Origin of the sequence: Campylobacter armoricus (assembly GCF_013372105.1) — a bacterium.
GTDB lineage: Bacteria > Campylobacterota > Campylobacteria > Campylobacterales > Campylobacteraceae > Campylobacter_D > Campylobacter_D armoricus.
This window is the reverse complement of the sequence record NZ_CP053825.1, coordinates 1544515-1569788: the sequence shown is the minus strand read 5'-3', so window position 1 is coordinate 1569788 and position 25274 is coordinate 1544515. Positions and strand designations below refer to the sequence as shown.

Annotated in this window: 20 protein-coding genes and 1 tRNA gene; 13 read left to right on the top strand and 8 right to left on the bottom strand. The window is 28.8% G+C overall.

All coding sequences use genetic code 11. The annotated features are described in order from the left end of the window. Positions 1-3 precede the first annotated feature (3 nt). From CARM_RS07985 to CARM_RS07965, 5 genes are read right to left on the bottom strand one after another with little or no spacing between them, the layout of a single operon-like run. Positions 4-3171, bottom strand: a complete 3168-nt coding sequence (locus CARM_RS07985) for a type ISP restriction/modification enzyme (RefSeq protein ID WP_139427026.1) — start codon at positions 3169-3171, stop codon at positions 4-6. A gap of 10 nt (positions 3172-3181) precedes the next feature. Continuing rightward, on the bottom strand, positions 3182-4177 hold the full coding sequence (pyrC, locus tag CARM_RS07980) for a dihydroorotase (RefSeq protein WP_139427024.1): 996 nt from the start codon (positions 4175-4177) through the stop codon (positions 3182-3184). Positions 4178-4185: 8 nt separating this feature from the next. Next, positions 4186-4416: a helix-turn-helix domain-containing protein gene (locus tag CARM_RS07975; protein ID WP_139427021.1), complete on the bottom strand. Its 231-nt coding sequence runs from the start codon at positions 4414-4416 to the stop codon at positions 4186-4188. After that, complete coding sequence (locus CARM_RS07970; RefSeq protein WP_139427020.1) at positions 4401-4772, bottom strand: diacylglycerol kinase; 372 nt, start codon at positions 4770-4772, stop codon at positions 4401-4403. Before CARM_RS07970 ends, CARM_RS07975 begins: the two co-directional genes overlap by 16 nt. After that, positions 4769-6304, bottom strand: a complete 1536-nt coding sequence (locus CARM_RS07965; protein ID WP_139427018.1) for a phosphoethanolamine transferase — start codon at positions 6302-6304, stop codon at positions 4769-4771. Before CARM_RS07965 ends, CARM_RS07970 begins: the two co-directional genes overlap by 4 nt. A 98-nt stretch (positions 6305-6402) precedes the next feature. Here CARM_RS07965 and CARM_RS07960 point away from each other — a divergent pair, with 98 nt between their 5' ends. After that, positions 6403-7161, top strand: coding sequence for an exodeoxyribonuclease III (locus CARM_RS07960; RefSeq protein WP_139427016.1), 759 nt, complete (start codon positions 6403-6405; stop codon positions 7159-7161). Here CARM_RS07960 and CARM_RS07955 read toward each other — a convergent pair. Next, a complete protein-coding gene (locus CARM_RS07955) occupies positions 7158-7715 on the bottom strand; it encodes a manganese efflux pump MntP (RefSeq protein ID WP_139427014.1) in 558 nt (185 codons plus the stop codon). The genes CARM_RS07960 and CARM_RS07955 overlap by 4 nt on opposite strands. A 120-nt stretch (positions 7716-7835) precedes the next feature. Here CARM_RS07955 and CARM_RS07950 point away from each other — a divergent pair. From CARM_RS07950 to CARM_RS07915, 8 genes are all read left to right on the top strand, one after another. Then, positions 7836-7910, top strand: a tRNA-Glu gene (locus CARM_RS07950). Between the two features lie 348 nt (positions 7911-8258). Then, complete coding sequence (locus CARM_RS08475; RefSeq protein WP_236633252.1) at positions 8259-8450, top strand: hypothetical protein; 192 nt, start codon at positions 8259-8261, stop codon at positions 8448-8450. Between the two features lie 484 nt (positions 8451-8934). Continuing rightward, positions 8935-11211 carry an anaerobic ribonucleoside triphosphate reductase gene (locus CARM_RS07940; RefSeq protein ID WP_139427012.1) on the top strand — a complete coding sequence of 759 codons (2277 nt, stop codon included), beginning with the start codon at positions 8935-8937 and terminating at the stop codon, positions 11209-11211. Further along, on the top strand, positions 11183-11692 hold the full coding sequence (gene nrdG / locus CARM_RS07935) for an anaerobic ribonucleoside-triphosphate reductase activating protein (RefSeq protein ID WP_236633067.1): 510 nt from the start codon (positions 11183-11185) through the stop codon (positions 11690-11692). Before CARM_RS07940 ends, nrdG begins: the two co-directional genes overlap by 29 nt. Before the next feature lie 68 nt (positions 11693-11760). Further along, entirely contained in the window at positions 11761-12414 is a 654-nt protein-coding gene (gene sodB / locus CARM_RS07930) for a superoxide dismutase [Fe] (protein WP_139427010.1), read from the top strand. 205 nt (positions 12415-12619) lie between these two features. Continuing rightward, positions 12620-16534 (top strand): autotransporter outer membrane beta-barrel domain-containing protein, encoded by a 3915-nt coding sequence (locus CARM_RS07925; protein WP_176301020.1) that lies wholly within the window; start codon positions 12620-12622, stop codon positions 16532-16534. Positions 16535-16741: 207 nt separating this feature from the next. Continuing rightward, positions 16742-18370, top strand: a complete 1629-nt coding sequence (locus CARM_RS07920; RefSeq protein ID WP_176301019.1) for a multidrug ABC transporter permease/ATP-binding protein — start codon at positions 16742-16744, stop codon at positions 18368-18370. A gap of 9 nt (positions 18371-18379) precedes the next feature. After that, positions 18380-18853 (top strand): GlcG/HbpS family heme-binding protein, encoded by a 474-nt coding sequence (locus CARM_RS07915; protein ID WP_139426506.1) that lies wholly within the window; start codon positions 18380-18382, stop codon positions 18851-18853. Between the two features lie 17 nt (positions 18854-18870). On the opposite strand, the gene cgb is transcribed toward CARM_RS07915, so the two are convergent. Beyond that, positions 18871-19302, bottom strand: a complete 432-nt coding sequence (gene cgb / locus CARM_RS07910) for a single-domain globin Cgb (protein ID WP_139426504.1) — start codon at positions 19300-19302, stop codon at positions 18871-18873. A 183-nt stretch (positions 19303-19485) separates the two neighbouring features. Here cgb and CARM_RS07905 point away from each other — a divergent pair, with 183 nt between their 5' ends. From CARM_RS07905 to fic, 4 genes are all read left to right on the top strand, one after another. Then, positions 19486-20490 carry an extracellular solute-binding protein gene (locus tag CARM_RS07905; protein WP_139426502.1) on the top strand — a complete coding sequence of 335 codons (1005 nt, stop codon included), beginning with the start codon at positions 19486-19488 and terminating at the stop codon, positions 20488-20490. Between the two features lie 19 nt (positions 20491-20509). Then, a complete protein-coding gene (locus CARM_RS07900; RefSeq protein ID WP_139426500.1) occupies positions 20510-22093 on the top strand; it encodes an ABC transporter permease in 1584 nt (527 codons plus the stop codon). Beyond that, on the top strand, positions 22093-23073 hold the full coding sequence (locus tag CARM_RS07895; protein WP_139426499.1) for an ABC transporter ATP-binding protein: 981 nt from the start codon (positions 22093-22095) through the stop codon (positions 23071-23073). Before CARM_RS07900 ends, CARM_RS07895 begins: the two co-directional genes overlap by 1 nt. 62 nt (positions 23074-23135) lie before the next feature. Continuing rightward, a complete protein-coding gene (fic, locus tag CARM_RS07890) occupies positions 23136-23744 on the top strand; it encodes a protein adenylyltransferase Fic (protein ID WP_139426497.1) in 609 nt (202 codons plus the stop codon). Here the strand turns inward: fic and CARM_RS07885 are convergent. Further along, complete coding sequence (locus tag CARM_RS07885) at positions 23737-25197, bottom strand: WG repeat-containing protein (protein WP_139493272.1); 1461 nt, start codon at positions 25195-25197, stop codon at positions 23737-23739. The two genes, fic and CARM_RS07885, sit on opposite strands and share 8 nt — an antisense overlap. Positions 25198-25274 lie beyond the last annotated feature (77 nt).

The window sequence follows — 25274 nt, the reverse complement described above, 5'->3', positions numbered from 1 at the left end:
ATACTAGCTAAGATTGATTTTTGAAATTTCATCTTGAATTTTTAAAGTCTCATCTAAAGTTTGTATGATCAAGGTAAAATGCTTATGATCTATGTCTTCTTCTTTGTGGCTTTTTAAGTATTTATCTAGCACAGCATAGCCACCTATTTTAAACTCATAAATTTCAGGACTTACTTTGTTAAAATACAAGCTTTCGTTTATAAAAAGTTCTTTTGTGTCTTTGTTGTATTTTACTTTTTGTATTTTGAAATTTTTATTTTTGACACTTTTAAATAAAGCTTCGCCCGCATTTGAATTTAACTCATCATCTTTTAATAAATGTAAATTTAAAAGCTTTAAACCTAGTTTGCTTAAATCTTTAAAAGTTTTTTTATTTTCTACAAAAGGAATTTTTGGAAAATCAATTTTTAAAAAATCAAGGTATTTTTCTCTATAAAATTTATGAAAAAGCACAGCATAAACATAGCCTAATATATCTTCAGGTGAGAATTTTTCTTTGTAAAACTCATCTATGAAAGCTCTAAAGTTTTCTTTGAAATTTTCTATTTTTGAGGTGAAATTTTCTTCATTGAAATTTGGATTTTCTTTTTTTAGGAATTTTTTACTTCTAGTTGTAGGGTAAAGATAGAGTGGGAAGATATTGTTTGGGCCATTACCTCCAGATGTTAATGCTTGATCTGTAATTGTTGTTGTTAAAAAACAATGATTCCATTCTGTTTTAGAACCTTTCAATTGTCTAGGAATACTTAATCCTAAATTTTTTCCTTCTAAAAAATGTTCCATCGTTTCAATTCTGGGTCTTTCTATTTTTTCTATATCAAAATAAATTTTTTGCGTATCAAAAGGTCTGTATGCTATTTCTTTTATATATTTCTTATCAAATTCATTATAATAACTATAAATTTGTTGTTTTAATTTTTCAGTATTAGTTGATATTAATATAGAATCTTTAGCACTTACAATTCCTACGCTTGAAAGCATAAAAATATCTTTTATACTTATACCTTTGTTGTATTCTTCTAATAAGTCGTTATTTTGCGGTAAGAAAAGATAAAAAGGCTCGTTGTTTTTTACTAAAGTCCATTCTATAGAATTTAAGTCATTTTCATATAAAAATTCGTATTTGTCTTTTCTTTTTCCGTATAAATCATAGTAATAAATCTTTGTATTTTTTGCTTTTGAATTTTGTTTTATAAAGATATTTATACTTACTCCTTGCATTATGTCAAAGACATTTTCATCCTTACTTCCATCTGGAGCTTTTTCTTTTTTATTGGTATCGCCGTGTAAATTTAGTATGTAGATTTTATCAAAGCTTTGCATTAAAGAATATCTCATACCTCTAAAGGTAGGATTATCTAAAAAGCCATTATTTGAAATAAAAGCAAAAATTCCACTTTCTTGAGAGTCTATTTTGCTTTGTGCAAAGCGTATGAATTTTACATAATCATCTAAAAGCCATTTTGGATTTTTTTCATTTTCTAGCTTGTGTTTTTCATATATAGCTTTAAAAGTGCTTGTGTTTAGTTTGGATTTTTCTTTAAGATATGAGTTTATCCACTTTTTTTGTTCATCGTTAAGATTTGCTTTGCTTGGTTCTAAGCCATAGCTTATTTTGATCTCATCTTCATATAAGCCTTTGTTGCTACTTGCTCCACTATATGGCGGATTGCCTGTGATGATTAGAATTTGTTCTTCTTTTATTTTTTGTGCTTTTTTAAATTCGTTGGTTAAATCAGCAAGTGTAAAAAGTGTATTTTGTGAATTTTCTTCTTGGGTTGTGCTTTTTGAGTATAGGGTATTTGTTAGTGCTATTTTAAGACTTTCATTATCATTTAACGGGGAGTTAAATTCTTCTTTGAAGCTTTGAGAAAGTTTTAAGTGCGCTATGGTATAAGGCGCTATTAAAAATTCAAAACCGCAAAATTTATCTATCAAAGCTTTTGGATTATAATTAACGCTATTTTTGTTTATAGGTTCTAAGGCTTTTCTAAAGCTTTCAAGTAAAAAGGTGCCAGTGCCTGTGGCAAAATCAAGCAAGGTTATGTTTTTATCCAAAGCTTCACTTAATCCTTTTTTATGATTAAAATCTTGTTTTAAAACTTCATCAATAGCATTGATGATGAAAATTACTACAGGTGCAGGAGTATAATACACTCCCCTTACTTCTCTAAGCTTTGGATCATAGCTTGCTAAAAATGTTTCATAAAAGTGCAAATAAGGATCTTTGTGAGTAGATAAAATAGTAGGACGATTAAATAAGTCTTTCTCGCCTGTTTTGTTTAATTCTTTGATAATGCTTGTAATGTCTATGTGATTTATAATGCTTATGATTTCTTCTAAAAGCCATTTTATGCTTTCTAAATTTTCAAAACTATCATCTAAAAATCCACTCATAGAACGGATTAATGGAAATGATTTTGGTATGAATTTTTTAGCATTGTTTAAATCTATTTCTTTTGTGGTATCGTTGTTTAATTTGGCTAAGAATAAGCTATAAGTTAAAGTTTGTGCAAAAGAATCACAAAATTCTTCATAGGATAATTCTTTATAAAGTGTTTCTTTGAAAGTATTAAATAAACTTATCAATGCTTCATTTTCAATTGATAATAAAAGCTCATCTTTTAAAATTCTTGTTCTTAGGCTTAGATGGTTTGCAAAATCTAGGGCTGAATTTATGGGATTTGGGATTTTAGAAAAAAAGATAGCAAAAAGCTCGTTTAGTTCTTTTGTTTTTGTTTCTAGTAAAGATTGATTTTTAACAATGCTTTTAATCTCATCAAGAGAGCAAATTTTTACTTCTTTGCAAATGATAATTTCATTTTTCTCATTTAAGCTTAATAATACAAATCTTAAATAATCTGTAAGAATGATATTTGGGCTTAATTTTGTGTATTTTAAAATTTGATCGCTTTTTATGATGTTGTCAAGATTTGCATTTACTCTTTTATTTTCTATGTAGCCTAGTGTTAGAAAATCTTTTGTGATTAAAAAATCAGGTGCACCTCTACCTTCTTTATCATTGTTTGGTTCTTGTTTGATAGAGATTTTATTTTGCTTGTCTTGATTGTCTTTTATAGCTTGTAATAAATTTTGCAAAGCTGTTCTATGTGTGTGTTCCTTATCATTAATAGAAATATCTTTTATGTTTTCTAGATAAGCTTTTAGCATTAACTTCCTTTTAATTTGCGACTTTGAAATTTAAATTTTTTCCTGCCATAAATGGCACCACATCACCGTATTTTTGTGGTACTTGCCATTCTTGTTTTTCTAAAGTGATAATTTTGTCGTTTTCAAATTTGAGATTATGGATTTTACAAGCATTATCTGAAATAAATTTTTGCAAATTTACTTCATTTGAATGTTTTTCAAAAAGCTCAGCCAAAACAGGCAAAATAACAGGAGCACTAAATACTCCAGCCGCACACCCACAGCATTCTTTAGTGTGTAATGGATGAGGTGCGCTATCACTCCCAAACATAGCCTTTTCATAGCCACTAAAAGCAAGCTCACATAAAGCGTCTTTATCTTCATAGCGTTTTGCAATAGGCTTGCAAAATAAATGCGGATCCATCTTACCACCCACCACATCATCTAAAGTTATGATTAAATGGTGTAAAGTGATAGTTGCGTATAAATTTTCATAATCTTTTAATAAATTGCATAAAACCTTAGTGGTAATATGTTCCATTACAATTTTTAATTTTGGAAAGTTTTTAGCTAGTTTTTCATAGATTTTAGCAAAATTTGCTTCTCTATCCATTACAAAATCGTTTGTTTCTCCATGCACAAGCAAAGGTAGGCCAAGCTCACTCATGGCATTTAAAGTAGGTTTTAACTTTTCTATATCAAAGCTTGAAATTCCATTATCTGAGTTGGTAGTTATGCCTGCAGGATAAAGCTTGATAGCAAAAAGCTCATCTTTGGCTTTTTCTAAAAATTTCTCATCATAGTCTTTAAAAAATAAGGTCATCAAGGGTATAAAATCTTCATTTTTACAAGCTTTTAAGATGCGTTCTTTGTAAGCTTTGAGTGCAGTTATTTCAGTAAGTGGGGTGATTAAATTTGGCATTATAACACCAGCTTTAAAGTCTTTTGTGCTAAATGGGGCTACAAGCTCAAGCATGCTTTCATCGCGTAAATGTAAATGCATATCCAAAGGGTTTTTAAGTGTCATTTTATCTCCTATTTGAGTTTATATAAGCCGTTTTTGAGTTTTTCAAGCAAAGCTTTTTCTTCTAAAAATTTAAAAGTAGAAATGATGGTAGGTTTGCTGATATTTAACCTTTTAGAAAGCTCTTCGATATTTGCAAAGACAAAGCCATCATCATCAGCATGAAGGGCTAAAAATTCTAAAATTTCAAAGCGTTTTTTACCAAAGATTTTTACACATAGTGTTTTTACTTTATCATCCATTCTCTAACCAAATCAAAAAGAATAAAACTCCAAGTAATTATAGCTAAAACAACGCTAAAAAATACCCCAGCACTCGCACAATCTTTTGCTTTTTTGGCTAAGATGTGAAATTCGCTCGTGCAAAGATCCACACAAGCTTCTATGGCAGAATTTAGTGCTTCTACGATTAAAATTAGCACCAAAACAAACACTAGTACAAAATGTTCTAAAAAACTTACAGGCAAAAATAAGCTTGCAAAAATCAAAGGTAAAATAATAGCAAATTCTATCCTAAAAGCCATTTCATCTTTGAGTAAAAATTTAATTCCACTTAAAGCATAACTTGCATTTTTAAATAAAGAATACTTTGGTTTCATTGCGAATTTTCCTTTAAATTTTTGCTAAATATATCATAACTTGCCTCGTATTCTTTGCTATTTATACCAAAATACCCCAGCAAACTTGAAAAAAGATTATCTTGAGAAAGTTTGTAGTCTTTTTTGCTTTGTAAATCTTGACTTAATTTATTATCTTTACTCCAAAATATCATTGGTATGTGTTTTTGATCTTTTGGTGCTATTAAATAAGGCATTCCATGTAGATAAAGCCCATTTTCACCTAAACTTTCTCCATGATCTGATAAATAAAGCAAAGAAGCTTCTTGATTTGGATTTTCTTTGAGTAAATCTATAAGATTTTTGATGATAAAATCTGTATAAAGCAAGGTGTTATCATAGGTATTTATGATTTGTTCTTGGGAGCAGGTATTTAGCTCGTTTGTATCGCAAGTTGGGGTAAATTTTTTAAATTCATCTGGATAGCGTTTGTAATAAGTTGGGCCATGAGAGCCTTGTAAATGCACAATGATGATTTTGTTTGAATTTATATTTTCAAGTTCTTGCCTTACAAGCGTAAGTAAGCTTTCATCATAATCTTTTGCAATTAATTTATGTTTTATACGATCACAATTTCCCTTACATCCCCCTGAGTTATTGCCAAACCAAATACTTTTAACTCCAACTTTTTGTAATATATCTAAAACATTTTCTTCAAATAAATTATTATTAAAACTTTCTCTTTTATATCTTGAAAACATACAAGGCAAACTTCTTGCAGTAGCAGTCCCACAAGAGCTTACATCGCTAAAATACACTAAATTTGGCTCATTTTTAGTATAAAAATTTGTATCATTTATGCTGTATCCACCTAAAGAATAATTACTTGCTCTAGCGGTTTCACCAACAACTAAAATCATTAATTTAGAAGTATTTGTATCTTTTAATTTAGCATCATCTGAAATAATGGTAAGTTCTTTTTTACCTGCTAGTTTTTTCTTAGTAAATTCTATACTTGAGTATATTGGGTAAAAAGGTAGATTATACATTCTAATGATATTATGCGATCTTAAAAAAGGTAAAAGTGTTTTTGACATTAAAAAAATCATTCCAAGGCAAAGACACAATGAGCAAAAAAACAAAATGCATTTTCTAAAAATATATCTTTGATAATCAATTTTTACTAAAATTACTAACGCACTAGGTAAAATTACAAAAGCTAAAAGATAAAGAGCAAAAGAAAAATTAAAATATGAGAAAAATTCCCTATTATCAGTTTCAAATACATTTTGTATCATACTATCATCGATTAAAACCCCATAATTACTTACAAAATAACTACATATTGCACAAGTACTAAGTAAAAATATACTCAAAATTTTCGTTAAATATGGTAAAAATACCAAAGCTAGAATACTTAAAACTAAGAAAAAATAAATCCCAAAAAAAGCACTAAAAAGCATAATATTTTGATCTATCTTTTCATATACAAACTCAAATAATGGAAAATTAAACGCTATGATAAAAATCGTATTAAGCAGGGTAAATTTTGTCCATGAAAGTTTTAGGTGCATTTTTTTCCTTTAGAATAAAATAAATACTTAGTCTATTTGAATAAAATTAATAAATCGCATATAAAATAGCAACAAAAGAAGATTAGTAAAGGGATTTTATGAAATTATTATCATGGAATGTAAATGGCTTAAGGGCGATTTGTGATAAAAATGCACTAGATTGGATAGATAAAGAAAATATAGATTTTATAGGTTTTCAAGAAATCAAAGCACACGAGGATAAATTTCCAAAAAGAATTTATGAGTATGATTTTAAGCATATGTATTTTAATAGTGCTAAAAGAGCAGGATATTCAGGTGTAATGAGCTTGTGTAATTTTGATAGTGAAGTTAAAAAATGTGAATTTTTTGATGATGATGAAGGTAGGGTTTTAGAACATAGCTTTAAAAATGTAGTTTTATTTAATATATATTTTCCAAATGGTCAAAAAGATGAAGAGCGTTTGAGCTTTAAAATGAAATTTTATAATGATTTTTTAGTGTATTTAAATACACTTTTAAAAGAAGGTAAAGATATTATAATATGCGGAGATGTAAATACAGCTCATCGTGAGATAGATCTAACTCATCCAAAAGCAAATGAAAAAACTTCAGGTTTTTTGCCTATTGAGCGTGCTTGGATAGATGAGCTTTTAAAACTTGGATTTATTGATACTTTTAGATATATAAATGGTGATGTTAAAGAAAAGTATTCGTGGTGGAGCTATAGAATGAAGGCAAGAGAAAGAAATGTAGGCTGGAGAATTGATTATTTCTTTATTTCTAATGGTTTAAAAGATAAACTTAAAAATGCCTTCATAAGAGATGATATTTTTGGCTCAGATCACGCTCCTGTAGGGATTGAAATAGATATTTAAGATAAATGTTCCAATAAAATTTTAACCGCTAGGAAAATCAAAATAGCACCACCTATAAATTCGGCTTTACTTTTGAGATAAGTGCCGAATTTATTACCTATTTTTAAAGCTAAAGCACACATCATAAAAGTGATTATACCTATGCATAATAATGCTATAAACAAATCCACTTTTAAAAAAGCAAAACTTACTCCAACTGCAAGTGCGTCAATGCTAGTTGCAATACCAAGAGCTATCATAGTTTTAAAATCAAATAAATTTGAATCCTCTTTGCAACTATCATTTTTAAATGATTCTTGTATCATTTTACCACCTATGGCACCAAGAAGAATAAAAGCAATCCAATGATCAATTTTTTCTACAAAAGAACCAAAAGAAGCACCTAAAATATATCCAACAGCAGGCATTAAAGCCTGAAAGCCACCAAAATACAATCCAACTATTAAGTAATGTTTTAATTTTAATTCTTTAACGCTAAAACCTTTGCATAGCGAAACCGCAAAAGCATCTGCAGCTAGAGCAAAAGATAAAATTATTAGGCTTGAAATATCCATTTTTCCTTCTTGTTTTTTAATGATTAAATAGAGTGAAATTGTATATTTTTATATAAAATATTAAATTAATTGTTTATTAAGTAAAATCTCTATATAATTTTGGCTTTCAAACTGCTAAGTGGCCCATTCGTCTAGCGGTTAGGACATCGCCCTTTCACGGCGGTAACACGAGTTCGAGTCTCGTATGGGTCACCACTTTTTATTTAATAACCATCAATTTTTAAAAAATTTACATTATTTTTTCGAACAACTTATGCTAATGAGATAGATTATAAATATAATTCAAGCAGGATTCTAAAAGCGATTATGATTTATTTATCAAAACTTTATAAAAAACCCTGAAGTAGATGAAGATATAAAACCAAAATAATGATTAAATAAACATAAAAAGTTTATGATATGTGTATAAAAATGGGATAAAGAAGATGTAAAGATTGTGAAGTAATTGTTAATATGACCGAATAAAATATTAATTTATTAAAATACAATATAATTTTTAAGGCCGATTAGATAAAGGCTTTATTGGTAGAATAAGAAAAAGCAATGGAAAAAACTAAACTAGAAATCGCAAAAAACATTTTAAAAGAATGCTACTGGGGTAATACAAATATGACTCCTAGCTTTATTGTAGAGCATATCCAAGATAAAGACTTTGCAAAAAGAATTTTTAGTGCAATATTTCAAAACTCAATTACAATGTTTGATGATTTAAAAATTATAGATAATGAAGAATAGATAAAAGAATTTATCATTTCTCAAAATCAAAGACTAGGTTATCATAAAAGATTTTATTACGAAGAAAGACTTGACGAGCTTATCGCACATTATGGGATAAAAAATGCAGGAAAAAGAAGAGAAGTTTTTCCAAAGCTAAGCTAACCTATCACACCATACAAGCAAGAAGATATGGGTTTTTTGATGCTTATAGCTTTTATTTAAAAATTTTAAAATAGTTAAAGATATTGTTTTTAAATACAAGTGTCAAACTAAAATGTATAAATTATGATTATTTTTATAATTGTAAAAATTTATATCAAGATTTAGAAATTATAGTTTGGTAAAATATACAAAAATTATAGAGTTTATTAATAAATTCACACAATTTTTATGCGAATTTTTCTTTTATTTTTTAAGTTTTTCATCAACTTTTTGTAATAAACTTACCCTTATTAAAGTGCTATTTTTTAGTATTTAGAGATTATTTTTTAGGAAAATTTCCATGAAGATAAAATTTATTACAAAAAGAGATAAAAGCCAAGTTGTATTTGATATTTTTAAAATCAAAAATGCTATTTTTAAAGCAAATATCAACTCTACGGATAAAAAATTAGATAATGATACTTTAAACAAGCTATGTGATGAGGTTGTATCTTTACTTGATGAAAATCATACTCATGTAGAGCAAATTCAAGATAAAGTAGAAGAAGTTTTGATTAAAAATTCTTTAGTAAATACTGCAAAATCATATATCTTATATCGCCAAAAAAGAACGCAAATTCGTAATGCAAGCTATGATTTACTTAGTTTGTATGATGATTTAACCTTTAAAGATTCCAAAGATGCAGATTTAAAAAGAGAAAATGCCAATATTAATTCAGATAGTGCTATGGGTATGATGTTAAAATATGGTTCAGAAGGTGCAAAATACTATGTGGATGAGTGCATTTTACCAAAACACATAGCAAATGCACATAAAAATGGCGATATACATATACACGATAAAGATTTTTATATGCTAACGCAAACTTGTTGTCAGATTGATTTAGTAAAGCTTTTTGAAAATGGTTTTAGCACAGGGCATGGGAGTTTGCGTGAGCCAAATGATATAAGATCTTATGCTTCTTTAGCATGTATTGCTTTGCAAGCTAATCAAAACGAAATGCATGGAGGCCAGTCTATACCAAATTTTGATTTTGCTATGGCAAAAGGCGTGGCAAAGACTTTTCAAAAAGAGTATATTAATGCCATAAAAGCTTTTTTTGAGATAAAACTAGAGCAAAGCTTAGATGAAAATTGCTTTAAAAATGCTAATTTTCAAGCTTTTAGCGAAAAAAAATGCCTTCAAGAGCTTTTAAAACTTGGTTTAAACGCTGAAAAATTTTTAGAAAAAGCTAATGCCTATGCTTACAAAAGAGCATTAAATCAAACTCAAAATGCTACTTTTCAGGCTATGGAAGCTTTGGTGCATAATCTTAACACCATGAACTCAAGAGCAGGAGCACAAGTGCCTTTTAGCACACTAAATTATGGCACTGATACTTCATTTGAAGGACAAATGGTGATAGAAAATTTGCTTAAAGCTACTATGAAAGGTTTAGGAAATGGCGAAACGCCAATTTTCCCTGTGCAAATTTTTAAAATAAAAGAAGGTGTTAATTATAATGAAACAGATCCAAACTATAAGCTTTTTATGCTTGCTATAGAATGTGCTTCTAAAAGACTTTTTCCAAATTTTAGCTTTTTAGATGCAAGTTTTAATGCAAAATACTATAAAAAAGGTGATTATAATAGCGAAGTAGCTTATATGGGTTGTAGAACTAGAGTCATGGCAAATGTTTATGATGAGAGTAAAGAAATTACAAGTGGCAGAGGAAATTTAAGTTTTACGAGTATAAATCTTGTGCGTTTGGCTATAGAAGCTAAAGGAAATTTGGATTTTTTTTACTCGCTTTTAAAAGAAAAGTTAGAGCTTGTGTATGAACAATTACTTCATAGATATAAAATCCAGTGTTTAAAAAAAGTAAAAAATTTTCCATTTTTAATGGGCGAGGGTATTTGGATAGATTCAGATACTTTAAGAGAAAATGATAGCGTAGATAAAGTTATAGCTCATGGGACTTTGGCTATAGGCTATATAGGACTTTGTGAGAGTTTAATAGCTTTGATAGGTTCTCATCATGGACAAAGTCAAGAAGCAAGGGATTTAGGTTTGCAAATCGTGCGTTTTATGCGTGAATTTGTAGATGAAAAAGCACATAAAGATAAGCTTAATTTTTCTCTTATAGCTACTCCAGCTGAGGGTTTAAGCGGGAGATTTTTAAAGCTAGATCAAAAAAAATACGGTATTTTAAAAGGCATAACTGACAAGGAGTTTTATACTAATTCTTTTCATATTCCTGTAGATTTTCCTATTAGCATATATGAAAAAATTCAAATAGAAGCTCCATACCATGAGTTAAATAATGGCGGACATATTACCTATGTAGAATTAAACGGCGATGTGAGTAAAAATTTAGAAAGTTTTAAACGCATTATAAAATGTATGAAAGAAAGTAACATAGGCTATGGTTCGATTAATTTCCCATTAGATAGAGATCCAGTGTGTGGTTATAGTGGTGTGATAGATGAGTTTTGTCCAAAATGTCATAGAAAAGAAGATGATATTAAATTTGAGCGTATAAGAAGGATCACTGGTTATTTAGTCGGAACACTTGATCGTTTTAATGATGCTAAAAAAGCCGAAGTTTATGCAAGAATTAAGCACAATTTTTCTTAGACTAGCCGGTATTGAAAAAGAATCCATAGTCGATGGTTATGGTTTGCGTTATGTGATTTTTACTCAAGGGTGTCCTCATCATTGCAAAGGTTGTCATAACCCGCAAACGCATGATTTTAACAAAGGTTATTTGCAAGATTTGGCAAGCTTGTATGATGAAATTTGTAAAAATCCTTTGTTACAAGGTGTTACTTTTAGTGGTGGGGAGCCTTTTATGCAGGCAAAAAATTTAAGTATTCTAGCAAAATATATCAAGAATTTGGGGCTTGATATTACTATATATACTGGTTTTACTTATGAAGAATTACTTCAAAACAAGCAAACGAAAAAATTGCTTTTTTTAGCTGATATTTTGGTAGATGGAAAATTTATCCTAGAGCAAAAAGACTTATCTTTAAAATTTAAAGGTAGTGCTAATCAACGCATTATTGATATAGCAAAAAGCTTAGAGCAAGATAAAATAATACTTCTTGAAAAATAAAGAGTTATTTGGTCTTTTTTAATTTAACTATGCTAGAATATCTATAAATTTAAAACAAGGAGAACGATATGTTTGAGTTAAGAAGATTACCTTATGAAGTAGATGCTTTTGGAGATTTTTTAAGTGCAGAAACTTTCGCATTTCATCATGGCAAACACCACCAAACTTATGTCAATAACCTAAACAATCTTATCAAAGATACTGAATTTGCAGGAAAAGATTTAGTTTATATCATACAAAATTCAAGCGGTGGAATTTTCAATAACGCTGCTCAAGTGTATAATCATGACTTTTATTTTGACTGCATTAAACCAAAAACATGCTGTGGTTGTGGTTGTTCTTTAAGTGCTGAATTTAAAGCAGCAGTAGAAAAAGACTTTGGCTCTATGGAGAGTTTAAAAGAAGAATTTATCAAAGGTGCTACAGGAGTATTTGGTTCTGGTTGGTTTTGGCTAGTTTATAACACTCAAAATCAAAAATTAGAATTAGTGGCTACAAGCAATGCTGCTACACCTATCACTGAAGGTAAAATTCCACTTTTAGTAGTAGATGTATGGGAGCATGCTTACTATGTAGATCACCGCAATGTGCGTCCTGTATATTTAGAAAAATTTTATGCACATATTAACTGGGAATTTGTAGCAAAAGCTTATGAATGGGCTATTAAAGAAGGTATGAATTCAGTAAGTTTTTATGCAAATGAACTTCATCCGCTAAAGTAAAATTACAATCATCTCTTAGATTTTCTAAGAGATGATTTCTATCATTTTTATATTTAAATTTTATTTAAATTTATAATTTAGAATTCCTTGTTAAATACAAACCACACCAAAAATCCTAAATATATTTATATATATATGGGGGGGGGGAATGGATTTGGTGTAGTATTTGCTATCAAACTAACAAATATAAACCAAAGGAAAAATAATGTTTAAACAAGTTATTTCACGGGGGGGGGGTATTGATTCTAAATCAAACCAAACTTCATCTTTAACTAATTCTTTTAATTCGTTTGTTTTAAACAAACATATTACACATAATAATCTTTCTTTTACTAAAAAAACTTTTTTATCTTTAGCAACTATATCTTTTTTAGCTACCTGTGCTAATGCTAGTATTACAACTATTAATGATAAAGTTTCTAATGGTAGTATAACTATTGCTAATGCTAGAAGCAATATATCAAGAGATATTAGTGGTGGTGGTTGTAGTGGAACAATTTGTACTATAGAAACCACTCAAAATAATGGAGTAACTATAAGTGGTAATAATGGTGGAACTTTAACCATTACAGATAAGGGAAGTATAACTAATAATAATAAATATGGTAGTGGAGTTTTAATTAATGGCAGTGCTACTAATGTAAATATTAATAATAGTGGAACTATTGATTCTACAAATACAAATAATCAAAGTGGTAATGGTATTAGTGTAGAAGGAAATAACAATAATAATATTACTATAACTAATAGTGGAAGTATCAATAGTGGTACTTTTAATGGAATTGAAATTAAAGGTAGTAATAATACTATAAACAATCTTACCAATAGTGGAACTATAACTGGTAAAGGTAATGGTATAAGTGTTAATGGTAGCAACAATGTAATTAAAACTTTGGATAATAGTGGAAGTATAAAAAGTATCAACATTATTAATTCTGGTAATATTAATACATTAAATAATGCTGGAAGTATTGGATGGGTTAATGTGGTCAGGGGCACTATAGATAACTTTACTAATAATGGACAAGTAGCTGGGATAAAAGTTGAAGTTGCTACTATAAAATATATGAACAATCAAAAAGATATAATCTCTAGTGCAACTGATGGTATATTTTTACACGCTGGAACTATAGATAGGTTTGATAATTCAGGTGTTATTACTGGCAATCAAAATGGTATAAGATTGGAAAAAAATCCTTCTCAACTCTCTGGAACTATTAAAACTTTAAATAATACTGGTAGCATTATTGGGAAAAATGGTCATGGGATTAATGTAGCTGGAAGCAAGGATAGTTTACATACTTTAAATAATCAAGGCTATATTTATGGGAAAAATTCTGGGATTTATGTTAGTGGTCAATGGGGTATTGTTGGTAAAATAAGTACTATAAAAAATCAAGGAACTATTATAGGTAGTCAATATGGAATTAACTCGGTTAGTTTCAATGGTAAAGTTGCTTCAACTATTGAAAATATTTTTAATGAAGGAACAATATTAGGACAAATATCAGGTATCCACCTAAATGCCCATAATCAATACATTAATAATCATATCCTTCTACAAGGTCCTAATGCTCTCATAGCAGGTGGTAAAGCAGGCATACATAATAAAGGAACCATAGGTGTAAATAATAATGGAACTTCTGTAAATAATGGTAATGTTATTGACTTAAAAAATGGCGCAACCATAGCTAGCCTAAAACAAGAAAAAGATGCCCTAAAATATGATGAAAGTGGCACAGCTATACTTAATGAAGGAACTATCAAAGGTAATATCTCTTTAGATAAATCTTTCATTTATGGAAGTGTTTATAATAAAAACACCATAGGTGGTAATATATCTTTAAATAATAAATCTTATATTAGCTCTATAAACAATCAAAAAAATATTCAAGGCTCTATAGACTTAAAAGAACAATCTCACATTAATAGTATTTTAAATAATGGAACTATAGAAAAAGGAATAAGTCTTGATAAAAGTACTATAGGCTCTATAGAAAATTCAGGCATTATAGGTAATGGTGGTATTAAATTAAATAATGAAAGTAAAATAGGCTCTATTACAAACAATAAAAATGCTAAAACTGATTTAGATTTAAAAAACAATTCCATAGTAGATTTAGTAAAAAATGAAGGCACTATGGAAATAACTAAAGATGAAACTAGTTCTATAAATGCCTTTGATAATAATGGTAATTTATTAAGCAAATTTGAAAACAATAGTCAAATGCAAGCTATTATAAATAATAACAATGCTATTATGGAACAAGGCTTAGAAAATACTGGCTCTATAGCTGCTATTAACAATGCAGGAACTATAACAGGTATAAATAATACCTTTAATAAAATAACTAAAGATGATATAAAAAAAGGCACTATAGGCACTATAGTAAATACAGGCATTATAGGTAATGAAGCTAGTCCTTTAGCTACTCAAGATATTACTTATGGTATTAATAATAGTGGCACTATAGAAAAACTTATCAATTCTTCAGGAGATATTAACAATCCTAATACTGATAAAGATATTCATATATATGGTGGTATTAATAATAGTGGTTATATAGATATATTTAATACAGGTAATATTCATGGTGGTATTACCAATAGTGGAACTTTAATCCTTAGTAATGGACACATTCATTCTGGAAATGGTTCTACTCAAGCTTCTTGGCATGGAGGCTTTATAGGTAAAAATAACAATGGCTACCATATAGAAAACAATGACAATGGTAAAGTTAGTATAGATGGTTGGTATTTTAATGATTTAGAATACAAAGGAACTACTCAAGAAGATATAGCAAATAGATTAGAAAATGCCATTATAGTAGGTGGAAATAATATAGGTGGTATTAGTGCAGATAAAATCTATGTAAATACAAGTAAGTTAAAATTAAATACAATCTATGATGCTAATACTTTCTTTATTGATGAAAATGGTAAAGTAATAGGTGATAAAATAAACAATAATGCAGGTGTAAATGCTAATAACATACATAGCTTATCAGGAATTTATGACTTTTTAGGTTTAGGTGAAGGTCGATATATAGCTAATGTTAATGTATCAGAATTAAGTGGTAAAACTCTAGCTAAATCTATGGTATATTCAGCTAGATTAAGAAATATAAATATTTCTAATATATTAAGAGATACTACAGCTAAAAACTTCCAAACAGAATTTTCTCAAGTATTAGATATGGAATTATCTAAAAAAGGTGAAGCTTATGGTAATGATGCTGATTTATTAGCTGAATTAGAAGATATATTTATACCAAATAAAAATCCAAATGCAAAAAACCATTCTTTCTTAATTCCTTATTATAATCATTCATCTATTAAGATAGGAAATAGTGTAGGACAATTAAGTGCTAATACTACAGGTTTAATAGGTGGTTCTTTAAGAGAATTACCAAATGATTATGGTACTATAGGTTTTTATTTAGGTTATGAAGATGCTTCTAAAGAACAAGCCACTCAAAGATTAAAATTTGATGATAAAACTTATTATGGTGGTTTAACTTATTATGGAGTATTAGCAAGAGATGGTATAGATCAATACTATATTAGTGCTAGTACAAGATTTGATTATACTACAACAGATATAGAAAAAACTTATAAAAATATACCTGCTACTATAGAAAGTGATACTCAAACTTATGGTTATGGGATAGATGTAAAAGTAGGTGCTAATTATTATAATACCTTAGAAATAGCTAGAATAACTCCTGAAATTGGTTTGAGTTATTATGGTATGAGTAATAAAAACTTTAGCTTAAAACATATAGATGGTCTAAGAGAGCATTATTTAGCAGAACAATTTAACTTTATAGATGCAAGTGCTGCTTTAAAATGGTATAAACCTTGGAGTGATAAATTAAGATCAAATGTAACTATAGGTGCTATAGTAAATCTTTATGAAGATGCTAAAGGTAATTTAAGATTAGGTGCTAATCATTTTACTACAGAAGTACAAACTTCTAAGTATTATGGCTTTGGTCAATTAGGACTTTCTTATAATATAGCTAATAATGCTGATTTATCACTAAATTATGCAGGAGCATTTACATTTGATAATACTACCTCTCATACTATGTTTTTAAAACTAGGTTTATGGTGGTAATATACACACTAGCTATTTAGCTAGTGTGATTTTATTTGCCTAGAGTTTGCTTAAAACAAATTATAAGTAACAAAACAATCATTCTTTATAATAAATAGAGAATGATTAAGCTACAATAGCCTAAAAGCTTTTTGTGAAAAACATAAACTCCTTATTAAGCAAACTCGTTAAGTTAAGCAAGCTCTAGGGAGGTAAAATGGTGGGTGTGTGGGATTTTTACTAATTTTATTTAAAGAAAATAAATTTAAAATCATTCTTTTTTTACTTTTTAGTATTTTTACAAGTGTATTAGGTGTATTAACTTTAGTTTTTATTAATGAATTTTTATTAAAAGTTAATCTTGAAAATTCTAATATTATTTTATATTTTGTATTGCTTTTGCTTGTATTTTTTGCAAGTTCTTCTTTTGTGGAAATTGCTTTAAGTGCTTTTGGTCAAAGCTTTATTTTTAAAATGCAAAGAAGAGTTGTAAAACAAATTTTAGACACAAGTGTTTTGAGTATTTTAAACACTACTAAGGCAAAGATTTTAGCTTCTTTAAATAATGATGTGCGTAGCATTTCTTTTGGACTTTTAAGATTGCCTGAGTTTATACAATCAAGTGTTTTAATTATTTGTGTAAGTACTTATATAGCTTATCTTTCTTTAGAAATTTTCTTTTTGTGCTTGGTGTGGATAGTGTGTGTTTTTTTAGTGGATAATTTTTTGATGAGTAAGGTGTATTTTTATTTTAAAAATGCTAGGGAAAATGATGATGCCTTGCAAAAAAACTATCAAAACATTTTACAAGGTCATAAAGAGCTAATCCTTAATCCTTTAAGAGCAAAGCATTATTATGAAAATGAGTTTGAAAAAAATGCTCTGAAAAAGAAAAAAAGTTCTACTATGGGAAATATCTTACATATTTTATCTAATAACTGGAGTAATAGTGCTATGCTAGCTTTAGTGGGAGTGGAGTTTTATGTAGCATTAGCTTATGAACTTACAAATTTACAAAATGCTACAACTATAGCTTTAAGTGTGCTTTTTTTAAGAGCACCACTGGGGGCTATGATAGGAAGTTTTCCTACACTTATGATGGCAAAAATTGCTTTAGATAAAATTTCAAATTTAAATTTAGAAAACTATACTCATGAGTTTAAGTTTAGTCAAAACAAAAAAACTTGGCAAAAACTTTGCTTTAAAGATGTGTCTTTTGCTTATAATGAAAAATTTGCTCTAAAACCTGTAAATTTTGAGCTTAAAAAAGGTGAATGTGTATTTTTAATAGGTAAAAATGGTAGTGGTAAATCTACTTTTTCTATGATTTTAGCAGGGCTTTTTACAGATTTTAAAGGGGATATTTTTTTAGATGATGAAAAAATAACTTCAGAAAATATTTATGAGTATAGAAATCTAATTAGTGCAATTTTTAGTGATTTTCATTTATTTGAGTATGTTTTAGAAGATGAGAAATTTAGCAAAGAGGACTTAGCATACTGGCTTGAAATTTTAGAGCTAAATGAAAAAGTAGAGCTTGTAGAAAATACTTTTAGCACCATAAAGCTTTCAGCGGGACAAAAAAAGCGTCTAGCTATGCTTAATGCCTTGCTTGAAAAAAGGGATATTTTGATCTTAGATGAGTGGGCTGCTGATCAAGATCCTATGTTTAGAAAATTTTTTTATACTAGGCTTTTGCCACTTTTAAAGCAAAAAGGTGTTACTATATTTGCTATAACACATGATGATGTGTATTTTGATATGGCTGATAGAATTTTACTTGCACAAAATGGTGAAATTTGCGAATTAAAAGGCGATATAAAAGAGCTAGCAAAAAATGCAGTAGAAAAATTTTAAAGGAAAGATATGAAAAAAATACTAATTTTGTGTTTATTTTTAGGAGTAAGTTTGATGGCAAAAACTTTTGAGCTTGTAAAAGAGCCTGTTTTAACCACGCAAATGGTTGAAGGGATTTTGGATTTGGCTAAAAAAGAAGCAAGAAAAAATGGTTTTCATGTAAGCATTACTATAGTGGATAAATCCGGTCAAATCTTAGCAGTTTTAAGAGATGATAAGGCGGGTGTGCATACGATTAATGCTAGTTATAAAAAAGCTTACACAGCCACTTCTCAAAAAAGAGAAACAGCGATTATTTTTAAAGGTGTAAAAGAAGGTAAAATACCTGAAGATATTCGTTATTTAGATGATAAATTTTCTATTATGCCCGGTGGGGTGCCTATTTTTATAGATGGAGTTGTTGTTGGTGGTATAGGTGTGGGCGGAGCACACTTAGATGAGGATGTGAAGATAGCTAAAGCAGGGATAGCATTTTTACAATAGGCTTTGAAAATCAAGGCCTATTGTTGAGTTTTTGTATAAATTTCTTTTTCAATATCTATATAAAATTGTGCGATAGCCTTGTAAGCTTCCTCCCAAGCTTTTAGTGTAGCCTCATTTGCATTTAACACTACTTTAATAGCCTTTAAAAGACAAGCACCAACTATAGGGTAGTGTTCTTCTTTGACATTTAATTTTGTATGAGTGATAGCTACTTTATCAACAAAACTTCTCATATTTTCTAAATTTTCTACATTTTTAGCTGCCATTAAAATAGCCATAGCTAAAGCTTTTGGTTGTTCGCCTGAAGCTTGTTTTTCCATATTAAACATAGGTTTTACTTCAGGGTATTCTTCAAACATGATTTTATAAAATTCTTTAGTTAAAACTTCACCATTTTTTTGTAAAACTGGCACACAATCTTTGATGATTTGAATTTGTTCTTGAGTCATTTTTTCTCCTTTATATATTGTATTTTTGGTGATTATATAAAAATGAGAGAAAAAATATCTTGATTTATGTTAATTTTGTATCATTTTATTTTAAAATGATTATGTGTATCAATTTAAGTAAATATAAAGTGAATTATTAATATAATAATCCTTATCAATTTCAAAATTAAGGAAATTTATAAAATGAAAGCAAAAATAGTTTTACTATCTTTACTAGCAGCTATGAGTTTAAGTGCTCAAGAACTTACGATTTATTCTCATCGCCATTATGATTCTGATAAGGGAATTTTCAAATTATTTCAAGAAAAAACAGGCATTAGTGTAAATGTGGTGCAAGCTAAGGCTAATGAGCTTGCTAAAAGATTAGAAGTTGAAGGTAAAAATTCAAAAGCTGATTTGTTTATGACTGCTGATGCGGGAAATTTAGAACAAGTTCGTACAAATAATCTTTTTGTATCAGTTAGCTCACCTGAGTTAGAAAAACTTTCACCAAAAGAATTAAGAGGTAAAAACAACGAATGGTATGCTTTTACCACAAGAGCTAGAATTATCATCGCTTCTAAAGATAGAGTTAAAGATGGAGAGATTAAAACTTACGAAGACTTAACAGATCCTAAATTTAAAGGCAAAATTTTAGTAAGAAGTTCAAATAATGTTTATAATGTTTCTTTATTAAGTGCTATGATTGATACTTTGGGTAAAGAAAAAGCAAAAGAATGGGCTAAGGGTATAGCTGAAAATCTTGCTAGAACTCCAAAAGGTGGGGACCGTGATCAAATTCGTGCAATCTATGCTAAAGAAGGCGATGTAGCTATATCAAATAGCTATTATTTAGGGCATTTGGCAAATTCAAAAAATCCTAAAGATGTTGAAGCTGCAAATTCTGTAAAAGTGATTTTTCCAAATCAAGAAGATAGGGGAACTCATATAAATGTAAGTGGTATAGGTGTTTTAAAAACTTCTAAAAATCAAGAAGCAGCAATTAAATTCATAGAATTTATGCTTTCAAAAGAAGCACAAGAAATTTTAACAAATCAAAACTATGAGTATCCGGTTAATAAAGAAGTAAAACCTGCTAAAATTTTACAATCATGGGGTGAGTTTAAAATTGAAAAGCCAAATTTTGAAGCTTACTGGGGTAATGCTAAAGAAGCTTTGATGATTTTTGATGAAGTTCAATGGAAATAATTTTAAGGAAAAATAAAATTTGAAATTTTTAAGTTTAAGGTGGTCTTTTATCACCTTTTTTTTCTGTAGTTTGATTATACTGCCTATACTTGCTATCATCTTACACATTCCTTTTATAGATATTAATACCTTAAAACATTTGAGCAAAAATGTCTTGCCACGATATATTTTTGGTAGTGCTTTTATATTGTTTGGGACTTTAGTGCTGTGTTTGATTATAGGTTTAGTAAGTGCTTATTTGATCGCCTTTTATAAATTTTTTGGCTCGAAATTTTTCGAATGGATTTTGATTTTACCTTTGGCTATACCTTCTTATGTAATGGGTTTTGTTTGGATTGATTTGTTTGAATTTCAAGGTTTAATCCCTACTTTTTTAGGTGTTGAAAAGCGTATAGATATCATGAATGCTTATGGGGTAATTGTGATTTTATCTTTTGCACTTTATCCTTATGTGTATTTTTTTGCTAAAAATACCTTTGCTTATGGGCTTGGAAATATCATCTTAAGTGCTAAAATACTTAAAGCATCTAATTTAAAAACATTTTTTAAAGTAATTTTACCATTTTGCCGTGTGGGTATAGTAGGGGCTTTGCTTTTAGTGGCTATGGAGGTTTTAAGTGATTATGGTTTAGTAGCATATTTTGGTGTAGATACTTTTAGTGCAGGGATTTTTAGGACTTGGGGAAGTGGTGGTGATGAAGTTAGTGCTATAGCTTTAAGTGTGGCTTTGCTTGTTTTTATCGCGTTTTTAATGCTTTTTGAAAAAATTCAAAGAGGAAAAAAGACTTTTGTGCAAAATATTTTTATAACAACTCCCAAAGAAGAATTAAAAGGATTTAAGGCATTTTTGGCATTTTTTTGGTGCTTTTTAGTGGTATTTTTAGCTTTTATAGTGCCTATTATATGGCTTGTTTATTGGGCTGGATTTGATTTTATACAAAATTTAAGAAATGCCTTAACACCTGCATTTTATAGTCTTAGCGTAGCTTTGATAAGTTCTTTTTCTATAGTAATAGTGGCATTTTATCTGTGTTTTGTTGTGCGTTTAAATGATACAAAAGCTTCTAAAATTATGCTTTGGCTTACTACTTTGGGGTATTCTTTACCTGGAGCTGTAGTAGCTGTAGGGATTTTGGTGATTTTGGGTGTGCTAAATTATATCTTTGATTTTTTGTCTTTTGAATATGCGGTTGGAGGTGGATTTTTAGTTTTATTTTTTGGATATTTTGTGAGATTTTTAGCTTCAGGGATTTTTGCAACTCAATCAGGCTATGAGAAAATTTCAAAAAATATAGACTATGCAAATTTAACCTTAAAATCAAAACCATTTAAAATTTTCACTCAAATTCATTTTCCTTTGATGAAGCATTATTTGGCTTTGGCTGTGGTGATAATTTGTGTAGATATTTTAAAAGAATTGCCTATTTCAACTATACTTTCACCTTCAGGTTTTCAAACGCTTTCATCACTTGTATTTGCTTATAGTGAAAATGAGTTAATTTACAATGTTTCTTTGCCATCTTTAATTATAGTGTTATTTGGGATTATCCCTACATTTTTAATGCATTATTTGCAAAATAAAAACAACCAAAAAGGACAATAATGGAAATCTTAAAAATTGACAATCTTTACAAATCTTTTGGAAAAACAGAGGTTTTAAAAGGAATTTCTTTGAGCTTAAAAGAAGGTGAGATTGTCAGTATTTTGGGAGAAAGTGGCTGTGGTAAGAGTTCTTTGCTCGGTTGTATAGCAGGTTTTTTTGAAATCAATGATGGTAGTATTTATATAGGGGGTAAACTGGTTGCTTCCAAGGGTGTGTATCTAGCCCCGCAAGAGCGTGATGTGGGGGTTTTGTTTCAAGATTATGCTTTATTTCCACACTTAAATGTAGAAGAAAATATATGCTTTGGTATAAGCTTTTTAAGCAAAAACGAGCAAAAGCAAAGACTTGATGAAGTTTTAGAAATTTTAAATTTAAATACGCTTTTAAAACGCTATCCAAATGAACTAAGCGGCGGACAAGCTCAAAGGGTAGCACTAGCAAGAACCATAGTCGCAAGACCAAAAATCATACTTTTTGATGAGCCTTTTTCAAATTTAAATCATACTTTAAGCGTTAAAATGCGCAAAGAAATCAAAAATATCTTAAAAGAGCACAAGCTTAGTGCTATTTTTGTTACGCATGATAAAGATGATGCTTTTTATTTATCAGATAATATTGCTTTGATTAAGGATGGGAAAATTTTAGACTATGGAAGTGCTAAAGAGCTTTTTTATAAGCCTAAAAATATAGATAGTGCTTGCTTTTTGGGTGGGGCATTTTTTATAGATTCAAATACAATTTTAGATGAGAATTTTAAAGCATATTTACAAAGTAAAAACGGCATTTTACGCCCTAATGATATACAAATTTCAATAACACAAACTCCCTTAAAAGCTAGCGTTTTAGAATGCGTGTTTTATGGAGATTTTTATGAGATAAGTGTGAGTTTGGAAGGGCATATTTTTAGTATTTATCATCATAAAGAGCTTAGTAAAAATGATGAAATTTATCTTAAATTAAGCGAAACAAAAGAGTTTTAAATCATAAATTTAATAAAGTTTATATTAAATATCTTATAAAATATAAACTTTAAAGGTTTAAAATGATACTTACAAATAAACTTGGTATAAAAAATCAACTAGAATTGGCCAAAGAAGAAAGAATAAGCAAACTAAAAGCGAAAGCTTTATTTGAAAGTGGTTTTTTAGATACATTAAAAGCAGGAAGTTTTGAAAGCTTAAGGATAATTCATCAAAAATTATTTGAAGATATTTATGATTTTGCAGGAAAAATAAGAGAGGTAAATATTTCAAAAGGAAATTTTAGATTTGCTCCTGCTGTTTATTTACATGAGGCAATTAAAAAAATAGAACTCATGGAGCAATCTTGCTTTGAACAAATTGTAGAAAAATATGTAGAAATGAATGTAGCTCATCCTTTTAGAGAAGGAAATGGCAGAAGCATGAGAATTTGGCTTGATTTAATACTTAAAAAAGAGTTGAAAAGGGTGGTTGATTGGAGTTTGATAGATAAAGATGATTATATAATGGCAATGCAAAGAAGTCCTATTAAAGATGTAGAGATAAAAATTTTACTTCAAAATGTTTTGAGTGATGATATTTATAGTTTTAATATTTTTGCAAGAGGGATTGACGCAAGCTATTATTATGAAGGATATACACTCTATAAAACAAAAGAGCTTTTTAGTTAGAATAGTGATCAACAATATTTCCCTTTTTATTAATATAAAATGAATCTTCGTCTAATTTAACCTTAGAAATACCTTTGCTAAAGTTCATAACATTATCATATATAGGTTCTATTACAAATTCTCCGCTTCTATCTATAAAACCCCATTTGCCATTTATCTTTACCCCAGCTAATCCTTCACTAAATGAACCCCATTCATCAAATTTAGGTTCTATTACAAATTCTCCGGTTTTATCTATATAACCATGTTTGCCATTTATCTCTACTCCAGCTAATCCTTCGCTAAATGATCCCCCGTTATCAAATTTAGGTTCTATTACAAATTCTCCGGTTTTATTTATATAACCATGCTTATTGTTTATTTTAACTCTTGCAAATTCCTCATTAAAGTCCACAGCACTATCAAATATAGGTTTAGTTATGATTTTTCCGCTTATATCTATAAAACCATATTTTCGGTTTAATTTAAATTTTGCAACTCCTTCTTTAAAGTCACCAAGTCTATCAAAATTATTCTCTATTATAATCTCTCCACTTTTATTTATTAAATAGTGTTTTTGATTTAATGTTGCTTTTGCCAATCCTTCGTGAAAATTTTCAATATTATCATATATGGGTTCTATTACAAACTCCCCATTTCTATCTATAAATCCCCATTTGTTATTTAATTTGACTTTAGCTAATCCACTATTAAATTCTCTTGCATCATCAAATTTAATATCTACTATAACTTTTCCACTTCTATCTATAAAACCCCATTTTCCAAATATTCTAAATCCAGCAGATCCTTCATTAAAACTAAGAATATTATCGCAAATAGTTTCCAATATAAATTTTCCGTTTCTATTCACAAATCCTATTTTATTGTTTAACAAAACACACCCTAATCCTTCATTAAAAGTTCTACAATCATCAAATTTAGGTTCTATTGCAAATTCCCCGTTTTTATCAATATATCCAGCTTTACCATTTAATCCCACTCCAGCTAATCCTTCATTGAAGCTTACAACTTTGTTGTATATAGGTTTTATTATAAAATTTCCGTTTTTGTCTATAAAACCCCATTTGTTATCCAGCATTACACCTGCCAAGCCCTCGCTAAAATTTATGACTTTGTTGTATTTAGGTTCTATTGCAAATTCCCCGTTTTTATCAATATATCCAGCTTTACCATTTAATCCCACGCCGGCTAATCCTTGGCTAAATTTTTCACAATCATCAAATTTAGGTTCTATTACAAACTCCCCATTTTTATCTATAAATCCCCATTTGTCATTTATCTTTACGCCGGCTAATCCTTGGCTAAATTTTTCACAATCATCAAATTTAGGTTCTATTACAAACTCCCCATTTTTATCTATAAATCCCCATTTGTCATTTATCTTTACGCCGGCTAATCCTTGGCTAAAATTTTTTATATTTATAAAATTGAAATTTATAGCAATTGTGATCATTTTATTTCCTTTTTTTATCGCGTTTTAGATATATTTTATTTTACAATTTAAACTTTTAAAGTATCTGTAAAAATGAG

Coding starts and splice junctions, on each gene's coding strand:
- CARM_RS07940 (WP_139427012.1), top strand. CDS start 8,935: ATGAAGATAAAATTTATTACAAAAAGAGATAAAAGCCAAGTTGTATTT.
- CARM_RS07915 (WP_139426506.1), top strand. CDS start 18,380: ATGAAAAAAATACTAATTTTGTGTTTATTTTTAGGAGTAAGTTTGATG.
- CARM_RS07985 (WP_139427026.1), bottom strand. CDS start 3,171: ATGCTAAAAGCTTATCTAGAAAACATAAAAGATATTTCTATTAATGAT.
- CARM_RS07970 (WP_139427020.1), bottom strand. CDS start 4,772: ATGAAACCAAAGTATTCTTTATTTAAAAATGCAAGTTATGCTTTAAGT.
- CARM_RS07975 (WP_139427021.1), bottom strand. CDS start 4,416: ATGGATGATAAAGTAAAAACACTATGTGTAAAAATCTTTGGTAAAAAA.
- CARM_RS07955 (WP_139427014.1), bottom strand. CDS start 7,715: ATGGATATTTCAAGCCTAATAATTTTATCTTTTGCTCTAGCTGCAGAT.
- CARM_RS07895 (WP_139426499.1), top strand. CDS start 22,093: ATGGAAATCTTAAAAATTGACAATCTTTACAAATCTTTTGGAAAAACA.
- CARM_RS07885 (WP_139493272.1), bottom strand. CDS start 25,197: ATGATCACAATTGCTATAAATTTCAATTTTATAAATATAAAAAATTTT.
- CARM_RS07960 (WP_139427016.1), top strand. CDS start 6,403: ATGAAATTATTATCATGGAATGTAAATGGCTTAAGGGCGATTTGTGAT.
- cgb (WP_139426504.1), bottom strand. CDS start 19,302: ATGACTCAAGAACAAATTCAAATCATCAAAGATTGTGTGCCAGTTTTA.
- sodB (WP_139427010.1), top strand. CDS start 11,761: ATGTTTGAGTTAAGAAGATTACCTTATGAAGTAGATGCTTTTGGAGAT.
- CARM_RS07905 (WP_139426502.1), top strand. CDS start 19,486: ATGAAAGCAAAAATAGTTTTACTATCTTTACTAGCAGCTATGAGTTTA.
- CARM_RS08475 (WP_236633252.1), top strand. CDS start 8,259: ATGGAAAAAACTAAACTAGAAATCGCAAAAAACATTTTAAAAGAATGC.
- nrdG (WP_236633067.1), top strand. CDS start 11,183: ATGCAAGAATTAAGCACAATTTTTCTTAGACTAGCCGGTATTGAAAAA.
- pyrC (WP_139427024.1), bottom strand. CDS start 4,177: ATGACACTTAAAAACCCTTTGGATATGCATTTACATTTACGCGATGAA.
- CARM_RS07965 (WP_139427018.1), bottom strand. CDS start 6,304: ATGCACCTAAAACTTTCATGGACAAAATTTACCCTGCTTAATACGATT.
- CARM_RS07925 (WP_176301020.1), top strand. CDS start 12,620: ATGTTTAAACAAGTTATTTCACGGGGGGGGGGTATTGATTCTAAATCA.
- fic (WP_139426497.1), top strand. CDS start 23,136: ATGATACTTACAAATAAACTTGGTATAAAAAATCAACTAGAATTGGCC.